Origin of the sequence: Acidovorax sp. BoFeN1 (assembly GCF_003345135.1) — a bacterium.
Classification (GTDB): Bacteria; Pseudomonadota; Gammaproteobacteria; order Burkholderiales; family Burkholderiaceae_C; genus Acidovorax; species Acidovorax defluvii.
On the sequence record NZ_QOZT01000005.1, the window covers coordinates 86,848 to 94,760 of the forward strand.

Sequence of the window (7,913 nt, forward strand, 5' to 3'; positions counted from 1 at the left end):
GCGCAACCGCTATCAAACCAATAGCGGCCTGCGCCTGTATATTGAGCACTTAGAACAATAAGCAGTCGAAAACTGATACAGACCAAGCGCAAGGCGCTATTGTTTTTGATGCAGGCCAATCCCTGCTTGCACCAAGGCAGACCGGAGACACATGTACGACACCGCCATCTACATCGGGCGTTTTGAACCCGTCCACAACGGCCACATGGCCTTGCTGCAGCGTGCGCTTGACAGCGCCCGCAACGTGATCGTGGTGATGGGGTCGGCCTGGCAGGCGCGCTCACCCAAGAACCCGTTCACCTGCCACGAACGTGCCGACATGATGCTGGAGGCCCTGACCGAGACCGACCGGGCCCGCGTGCAGGTGCTGCCCATGCGCGACTACTACAACGAGGCGTTGTGGGTGCAGGCGGTGCTCAAGGGCGTGGGCCAGATCGCGGCAGCAGATGCCCACGTCGGGCTGGTGGGCCACTTCAAGGATGCGACCAGCAGCTATCTGAGCGCCTTTCCCGGCTGGGAGTTAATCCATGTCGAGCGCCAGGGCCGCATCGATGCCACAGCCATCCGCGATGCCTACTTTGGCGCCACGCCTGGCACCGCACGGGCCAGCCTGAGCGACCTGGCCAGCCAGATGCCCGAGAGCACCCTGGGTTTTTTGGAACGCTTTGCGCAGACCCCCTACTACCCGGCGCTGCAAGAAGAGTGGCGCATGCTGCGCGGCTACCGCGAAGCCTGGTCGGCAGCGCCCTACCCGCCGGTGTTCGTCACAGTGGATGCCGTCTTGCGCTGCCAGGACCAGGTGCTGCTGATTCGCCGCGCGCACGCGCCGGGCAAAGGCCAACGGGCAGTGCCCGGCGGGTTTCTCGAGCAACGCGAAACGGTGTGGCAGTCATGCCTGCGCGAGCTGGCGGAAGAAACCCATTGCGAGTTGCCCGAGTCGCACATGCGCGATGCCCTGCAGTCGGTGGCGGTGTTCGACCACCCCGACCGCAGCCAGCGCGGACGCACCATCACGCATGCGCACTATTTCGATCTGGGCGATGCGCCGTTTCCGGCCGTACGGGCAGATGACGATGCCATGCAGGTGGAGTGGGTGCCCGTGGAAAAACTGGCCGCGATGGAAGAAGAGTTTTTTGAGGACCACTTCCACATGCTGGACCACTTTCTGGTCCTCACGACTCCGCCGTGAACCCAGTCAGCCGCGCTGCACAGCTTGCACCGCCACGGAAACTTTTGCCTTCGCCCAGGGCCCCACTGCCCCCGCCTAAAGCAGGATGACCTCTGCGCGGCCACTCAGGATGGGCTTGCACAGGATCTTGTAGCCGTCCGCATCAAAGCCCGGCGCCACCTTGTCCAGCAGCCGGGCTTCGTCTGCATCACGGACGCTGCCCAGATAATGCCAATGGTGGATGACGTGGATTTGCTGCCTGTACCCGTCACTCTCGCCGTCACCCTTGCCGTCGCGCTCGACCAGGCCAATGGCGCCCGGATAGGGCCAGCAGGCCACCCGCAGCCCTTCAAGGCCGGTGAACAGGCGCTGCCGATGCACATCGGGGTCTTCATCGCCGCGGCACACGCCCGCGCACTGGTGCAGCATGGCCCGAAAGCAGGCCCGGCCCTTGGGGAGCTTCTCCAGGCCCAGGGCGGCGTAGCACAGGCGCTGGTCGTCGGCCACCTGGCGCAGCGACTCCAGGGCCGCATGGCGACTGGCGTACAGGCCATACAGATCGGGCGCGGTGGCAAAGTTCAGGTCTTTGGAATAGACCACCTCGGGCAAGCCACCCTCTTGCACCCGCAGGGAGCACAGCTGGCGGTTGCGGCGCAGCTTCTGGTTGAGCAGCGGGTGCTGCTGCTTGATCAGGCGCGCTTCGAGCAGCAATGCGCCGATCTCACCGGCGGTGCGGACATGGCTGATTCGCAGGGTCTGGCGCAGCAGGCGCGCTTCATCGGGATTGCGCAAATGGGCCAGCAAGCGGCTGCGCAAATTGACGCTTTTGCCGATATACAACGGCAGATCACCCTCCGCCCCATGAAAGATATACACCCCCGGCGCGCAAGGCATGCCCTCGATGGCCTCACGCAGGTGACTTGGGTATTCGTAGAGTCGGGCCTCGTCAAACTCGGGGTGGCGACGGCGGTGCAATTGCATGCTCAGTTCCGAAACAGCGTCAGCGCAGCGGTGACCACACCCCACACCTCGATGGTCTGCCCCTTCTTGGGACGAATGTCCGGGTAAGCCGGATTGGCGGCCACCGGGCGCACACGGCCATGGTGCGCAAACAACTATTCTGGGTAATTAAAGTCGTAAACCCAGGCCGAGCATCCATGCGGGTTTGCAGGCTTCCGACTTGCAAGAGTGTCGATCTAAAGTCGTAAACACTATCCAGTCAATGGCATGCCGTGTCATGCCAGCCGATAGCTCCCTTTGCCCCGCTCACGCACAGCCTTAGCGGCAACCAGCCTCCTCATCGCCAAGCCGACGGAACCCAGAGGGATTCCCGCCCCTTGGGCAATGGTCCCCTGGGTCAAAGTCACCCAACTGCGGCGGTCCAATACCTTTTGCAGGTGCGCCAAGACCTTTTCGTCGTTTGAACTCAAGCGTTGAGGCTGGCTTGCTGTTTCCTTCGCCCGCTTTCGCAGCGGTTTGGCCTTGGGTGACTGCCGGTGCAGCGCGGGCTTGACGATCACGTCTTCTGCTTCGTCCAGGTCTCCCGCGCCTTGATGAGCACGAGAGCGCCTTCCATGGTCCGGCAACGCAACAATGACTGGCGTCTCGGGCTGCATCATTTCCGCAGCTCCTCCGTACATAGTCTTGAGTTGCTCTTCGATGCTTTGCAACTCATGCGCCATGCGCGCCACGGCGCGCAATTGGGCATAGGCGCGGTCGGCCTCGGAACTGAAGGGCTCACTGGCAACAATACCGACCACACGGCCGGCGTTGGACTGGACTTCCTGCGCGAATGCCTCTCGGGCGGTGTGCAAGCCCTCCCCCGCCTTTTGCAGGGCCAACAGGGTCGAGGGAGAAATGGACATGGGAGCTCCTGAAATGAGACATTGCGGCTTGGCATGCTGCTCGATGCCATTGCCGTGAAGATTCGAGTCTATTGGAGAGCCGATAAGCCCGCTGCACGAGCCTGTCAGAACACTGCTCCTAGAATCCGAATCGCTTGCCTGAATTCATCAGGCAGCGCATATCAATTCACCAACCCAAAAAGATCCACCATGGCAACTGCAAAGAAGACATCCACTCCCGTCAAGAAGACTACGAAAGCGGCGCCCGCCGCCAAGAAGGTCGCGCCTGTTGCCACCAAACCGGCAGCGGTTGCCATCAAGCCCATCAAGACGGTTTTCAACAAGACCACGTTGATCGCCCATCTGGTCGAGCAATCTGGTGTGGAGCCCAAGGCAGCCAAGGCAGTTTTCGCCGCATTGGAAACCGCCATCCTGGGTTCGGTGCACAAGAAGGGATCGGGTGAGTTCACCCTGCCCGGCCTGATGAAGATCGGCCTGCAGCAGGTGCCTGCGAAGAAGAAGCGTTTTGGCAAGGATCCCTTCACGGGTGAGGAGCGCTGGTTCCCCGCCAAGCCAGCATCGGTGAAGATCAAGACGCGCGCGTTGAAGAAGCTCAAAGACGCGACGCTCTAAGCAACGCTTCAAGCAGGCGCCCCATCCGCGGCACATCAGCGGCAATGTGCTGCAGCACACCAGGCAAATAGGTCACGTTGCGCACTACGTGGTGCGCCACAGCTCAGGGAAAAACTGCCGGGGCTGCTTGAGTCTTTTCCTTGAGGCACTCGCGCTCGATGAGTCACCAGGCAGGCATGTGATGGGTGTTTCGGATTTTGCAGCCGGTCACGCTGCCTCTATGCGCGGGTAGAAGTCGCGGTTCTCGCGCTGCATGCGTTCGTGCACCATGCGCAGAACGCGGTTGGCGTCGTCGCGGAATGCCTGCTCGTCGTGAAGCACACTGTCGGCCCGGTTCCAACGCCGCGCGAAGGCCTCGTAGGCCTGGGCGATGGGCCCCATGTCCGTTTGGTACTGCTGGCCCATGCGCGCCAATTCGGGGTTGTCGCCACGTTGCAAAGCCGGGTACAGCGCCTGGTCTTCCACTGCCAGGTGCAGCTTGATGGTGGAGCTCATGCTGACGATGAGCCTTGCGATGTCGGCGGCGTTTTGCGCCACCCCAGCCTGCGCGAGACGCCGCAGGGCCGAGATGTTGCTCATGATGTCTGCGTGCTGGTGTTTGAACTTGTCGATATTCATGGAATGCTCCGTGGATGAAGAGACTGGCGGGTGTAACCCATGGCCCCCGGTTGGAGGATCAGCGGGAGTCCTGCGGCGATGGAGTGCAGACTCGATTCGCAACGGAAGTGCTTCGGTGCGCTAAGAATGATTCCCTTAAAGAATCATAATATATGCATCTTTAACGAATCATCAAAATTCTTGTCGGCGTTGTCGGCCTGGTTTCCATGGTCATGGGACAAGAGTCCGCCCTTTTGGGTGAACGGGGAGACAGTCACCTGGCGGGAAAAGGCCACGCCAGGTTGACTACTCACGATGCACGGACATGCGCGTAAAGGTCGGTTGTCAGCAAGGCCGTGGAAGTCACAGTGAAGACCATTGAGGTGTCTTTGGAAACACAACGGTCTATTTGGCTTTCAGGTCGCACTCAAGCCATGCGGATGCTCAGTACCGAATCGCCCAGGCTTTGCCGGAGGCCATGGAATAAGGCAGATCGGCATAGCCTGACAGGTTCAATATGCAAGCGGGGGAGTTTGCATAAGAGCAGCCCGTCACGGCAGCAGTACCAAGCCCGATAGCTGTAGTTCGACCTCCGGGGCGAACGCCATTGCTCGCTGACGTTCTCCCCCGTAAGTGAGGGAGGTTTGGCCTGACATCCTTAACACTGCTAGTCAGCAGGACATTGTCACACTTTAAACATTCATTTGTTATGAATCATAGAATTCCTGCGTGAATGCTTAGCACGCACAAGAAACGCCGTGATTGCTCTACCTCAACTTTCCCGTAGAGGCTTGAGGCGTTCATTCATTTTTGTAGTGGATACCCTAAAGGACTGACGCTCATGGACAGCGCGATACTGAGTTTGCTGGGTGCATTTTTGCTCTCGATCATGGGGCTGTTTGTTTTCATCTGGTCCATGCGCAAAGGCCTGTTGGTCGAGAACCCGCGGGCGGCTTCGGTTATCTTTGTCCGTGGCGAAATTGGCAAGGTAGACGACCCGGCGCTGCAAGAAGCAGGGCAGGTGCGATTGCAGGTGGCAGCGGCGGAGCCTGGTAGCGACCTGCACGTGGCCGACCCTGATGAACTGCAGCACCGTGTGGCGGCCGACCGTTCCAGTGCGTTCCCGGTATTCATGTTCATTGCTTTTGCCTGCCTGTGGCTGGTAGTGGGCTCACTGGCGGGATTGACTTCATCGCTCAAGCTGCACATGCCCGACTGGCTTGTGGGCGAGGCATGGCTCACATTCGGCCGCATCCGCACGATCCACCTGAATGCGGTGCTGTATGGCTGGATCACCAATGCCGCCCTGGGCGTGATTGTCTGGGTGCTGCCACGTCTGCTGCGCACGCCGCTGGTGGGAGCGATGTGGGTGATGGTGGGCGGAGCGCTGCTTAATACCGGCATTGCCAGTGGCATTGGCGCCATTGGCGCTGGGTGGACTGACGGTATGGAATACCTCGAAATCCCATGGCAGATCGGGATTTTCATCGCTGCAGGCTTCATCTGCATTGTCGGCCCCGTGCTGTTCACACTGGTCAACCGCAAGGTTGAATCACTCTATGTGAGCGTCTGGTACATGGTGGCGGCCTTGCTCTGGATCACCTTGCTGTTCGTGGTGGCGAAGCTGCCGGGCGTGCACACCGGTGTGCAACAGGCCACCACCAATTGGTGGTACGGCCACAACGTGCTGGGCCTTTGGTTCACGCCCATTAGCGTGGGCTCGATCTACTACTTCCTGCCCAAGATCATTGGCAGGCCGGTGCGCTCGTACAACCTGTCTATCCTGGGCTTTTGGACGCTGGCCTTCTTCTATGGTCAGGTGGGTGGCCACCACCTGATCGGAGGGCCGATTCCGGGCTGGCTGACCACGCTGTCCATCGTGCAAAGCATGATGATGATCATTCCCGTGGTGGCCTTCACCATCAATATGGCTGGCACCATGTGGGGGCGGATGCACCTAGCGCTGCACTCGCCCACACTGCGATTCATGATGTTTGGTGGGCTGATGTACATGCTGTCGTCGCTTCAGGGCTCACTGGAGGCATTGCGCAGCGTTAACCAAGTGACGCATTTCACGCACTTCACAGTGGCCCATGCGCACCTCGGGGCCTACGCCTTCGTCACCATGGTGTTGTTCGGCGCCATCTATTTCATGATGCCCCGCGTTCTGAACTGGGAGTGGCCTTATCCGCGGCTGATCTCGCTGCAGTTCTGGCTGGCAGCCATTGGTATCGGCATCTATTTTGTGGGTCTGACGATTGGCGGCTGGCTGCAAGGACTGGCCATGCTCGACGCATCGCGCCCGTTCATGGAATCGGTGGCCGTGACGATCCCCTACCTGCAGTGGCGCAGCGTGGGTGGTTCGTTGATGGTTCTGAGCCACCTGATCTTTGTCGGCCATTTCCTGGCCATGGTGCTGCGCTTTGGACCTGCGCGCACCGGCGCGGCGCTGTTTTCGCCCCGACTGACCACGGAGCTCGTACATGGAAAATGAAGTCAAGCTGGCCGCAGGCGCCGTGGTGTCGTTGGCGATTGCGACAGCGGCGCTGGTGGTGCTGCCTTACATGCAAGTGAGGGATGTGACACCGCCCGAGGCACTCAAGCCCTACACCAGCGCCCAATTGCGGGGCCGTGATGTCTATATTGCCAATGGCTGTGTCTACTGCCACAGCCAGCAGCCGCGTGACCGTGGCCTGGGGCCCGATCTTGCGAGAGGCTGGGGCCGCGCCTCGGTGCCTGGCGATTACTTCTACGACAAACCTCATTTGCTCGGCAGCATGCGCACCGGACCGGACTTGTTCAACATCGGCGGGCGCCAGCCCAGCAAGGACTGGCACCTGGGCCACCTCTACCAGCCCCGCGCATATGTTCCGGGCTCCATCATGCCGTCCTACCCCTATCTCTTCGAGGTCAAGGATGCCGCCGAGCCCGGTGACGAGGTGCTGAATCTGCCGCCTGGGCAGGGACCATTTGGCCGGGTGGTAGTTGCGCGCCCCGAGGCGCTGGACCTGGTCAAGTACATGCAGGGACTGGACCACACCTATCCAGTATTGCCGCCGGCCCCACAAGCAGCACAGGGCACCGAGGCACAGCCGCCTGCGGGCGCAGCCTCCAGTGCTGCATCTTGACCCACTGCGAGAGGCATCCATGTTGAATGAACCAAGTACCCAATACCGGGCACAGCAGCGCGAGAACGCCGACCCTGAAGAACGCACAAGGCCCATGCCGCTGATCGTTGCGGCGGTCACGCTGGCCATGGTGGCGTTTGGCGTTATCTACATCCTGCTGTCGGACCCCTTTGGCAACTCGGAGCTGGGTGACCGTCGCACACTGGCAGACCTGTCAGGCCCTGCGCCCGGTGCGTCGGGCGCGGTTGATGGCAAACAGCTCTTTGCTGCCAACTGCGTTGCTTGCCACCAGGCCACCGGCAAGGGCTTGCCAGGCGTTTTTCCTCCCCTCGATGGCTCAGAGTGGGTGCAGGGAGAAGAACGCACGCTGGCCAACATTCTCCTGTACGGCGTCAGCGGCGAAATGGAGGTAGCTGCAGTAGTGTCCGGTTAAAAGTTGAACAAATTCAACTGGTTAGCGATGGGTGTCTCAATGGATTGGGATCGGTCGGCCTGCAAGGCGCATGAAATCTGGGTTTTCTCAAAAACTGACACTGACAAGAT

The 7,913-nt window shown here is 60.5% G+C and carries 9 protein-coding genes; 5 read left to right on the forward strand and 4 right to left on the reverse strand.

Features of this window, described 5'->3' with window-relative positions; genetic code table 11:
- The first annotated feature begins 151 nt into the window (after positions 1 to 151).
- On the forward strand, positions 152 to 1,189 hold the full coding sequence (locus tag DTW89_RS02285) for a bifunctional nicotinamide-nucleotide adenylyltransferase/Nudix hydroxylase (RefSeq protein WP_114654736.1): 1,038 nt from the start codon (positions 152 to 154) through the stop codon (positions 1,187 to 1,189).
- A gap of 75 nt (positions 1,190 to 1,264) precedes the next feature.
- Here DTW89_RS02285 and cho read toward each other — a convergent pair whose 3' ends face one another.
- From cho to DTW89_RS02295, 3 genes are all read right to left on the reverse strand, one after another.
- Positions 1,265 to 2,149 (reverse strand): excinuclease Cho, encoded by an 885-nt coding sequence (gene cho / locus DTW89_RS02290; RefSeq protein WP_114654737.1) that lies wholly within the window; start codon positions 2,147 to 2,149, stop codon positions 1,265 to 1,267.
- A gap of 2 nt (positions 2,150 to 2,151) precedes the next feature.
- Positions 2,152 to 2,283 carry a S24 family peptidase gene (locus DTW89_RS19605; RefSeq protein ID WP_236636999.1) on the reverse strand — a complete coding sequence of 44 codons (132 nt, stop codon included), beginning with the start codon at positions 2,281 to 2,283 and terminating at the stop codon, positions 2,152 to 2,154.
- 120 nt (positions 2,284 to 2,403) lie between these two features.
- The gene (locus DTW89_RS02295) at positions 2,404 to 3,033 is read right to left on the reverse strand and encodes a hypothetical protein (protein ID WP_111864685.1); all 630 of its coding nucleotides are present in this window, start codon (positions 3,031 to 3,033) and stop codon (positions 2,404 to 2,406) included.
- Between the two features lie 189 nt (positions 3,034 to 3,222).
- On the opposite strand from DTW89_RS02295, the gene DTW89_RS02300 reads away from it, so the two are divergent.
- Entirely contained in the window at positions 3,223 to 3,645 is a 423-nt protein-coding gene (locus DTW89_RS02300; RefSeq protein ID WP_086926366.1) for an HU family DNA-binding protein, read from the forward strand.
- A gap of 207 nt (positions 3,646 to 3,852) precedes the next feature.
- Here DTW89_RS02300 and DTW89_RS02305 read toward each other — a convergent pair whose 3' ends face one another.
- Positions 3,853 to 4,263, reverse strand: coding sequence for a hemerythrin domain-containing protein (locus tag DTW89_RS02305; RefSeq protein ID WP_024814104.1), 411 nt, complete (start codon positions 4,261 to 4,263; stop codon positions 3,853 to 3,855).
- Between the two features lie 820 nt (positions 4,264 to 5,083).
- On the opposite strand from DTW89_RS02305, the gene DTW89_RS02310 reads away from it, so the two are divergent.
- From DTW89_RS02310 to DTW89_RS02320, 3 genes are read left to right on the forward strand one after another with little or no spacing between them, the layout of a single operon-like run.
- A complete protein-coding gene (locus DTW89_RS02310; protein ID WP_114654738.1) occupies positions 5,084 to 6,736 on the forward strand; it encodes a cbb3-type cytochrome c oxidase subunit I in 1,653 nt (550 codons plus the stop codon).
- On the forward strand, positions 6,726 to 7,370 hold the full coding sequence (locus DTW89_RS02315) for a cbb3-type cytochrome c oxidase subunit II (protein WP_114654739.1): 645 nt from the start codon (positions 6,726 to 6,728) through the stop codon (positions 7,368 to 7,370). Before DTW89_RS02310 ends, DTW89_RS02315 begins: the two co-directional genes overlap by 11 nt.
- Positions 7,371 to 7,389: 19 nt before the next feature.
- Positions 7,390 to 7,803 (forward strand): c-type cytochrome, encoded by a 414-nt coding sequence (locus DTW89_RS02320; RefSeq protein WP_236637000.1) that lies wholly within the window; start codon positions 7,390 to 7,392, stop codon positions 7,801 to 7,803.
- Positions 7,804 to 7,913 lie beyond the last annotated feature (110 nt).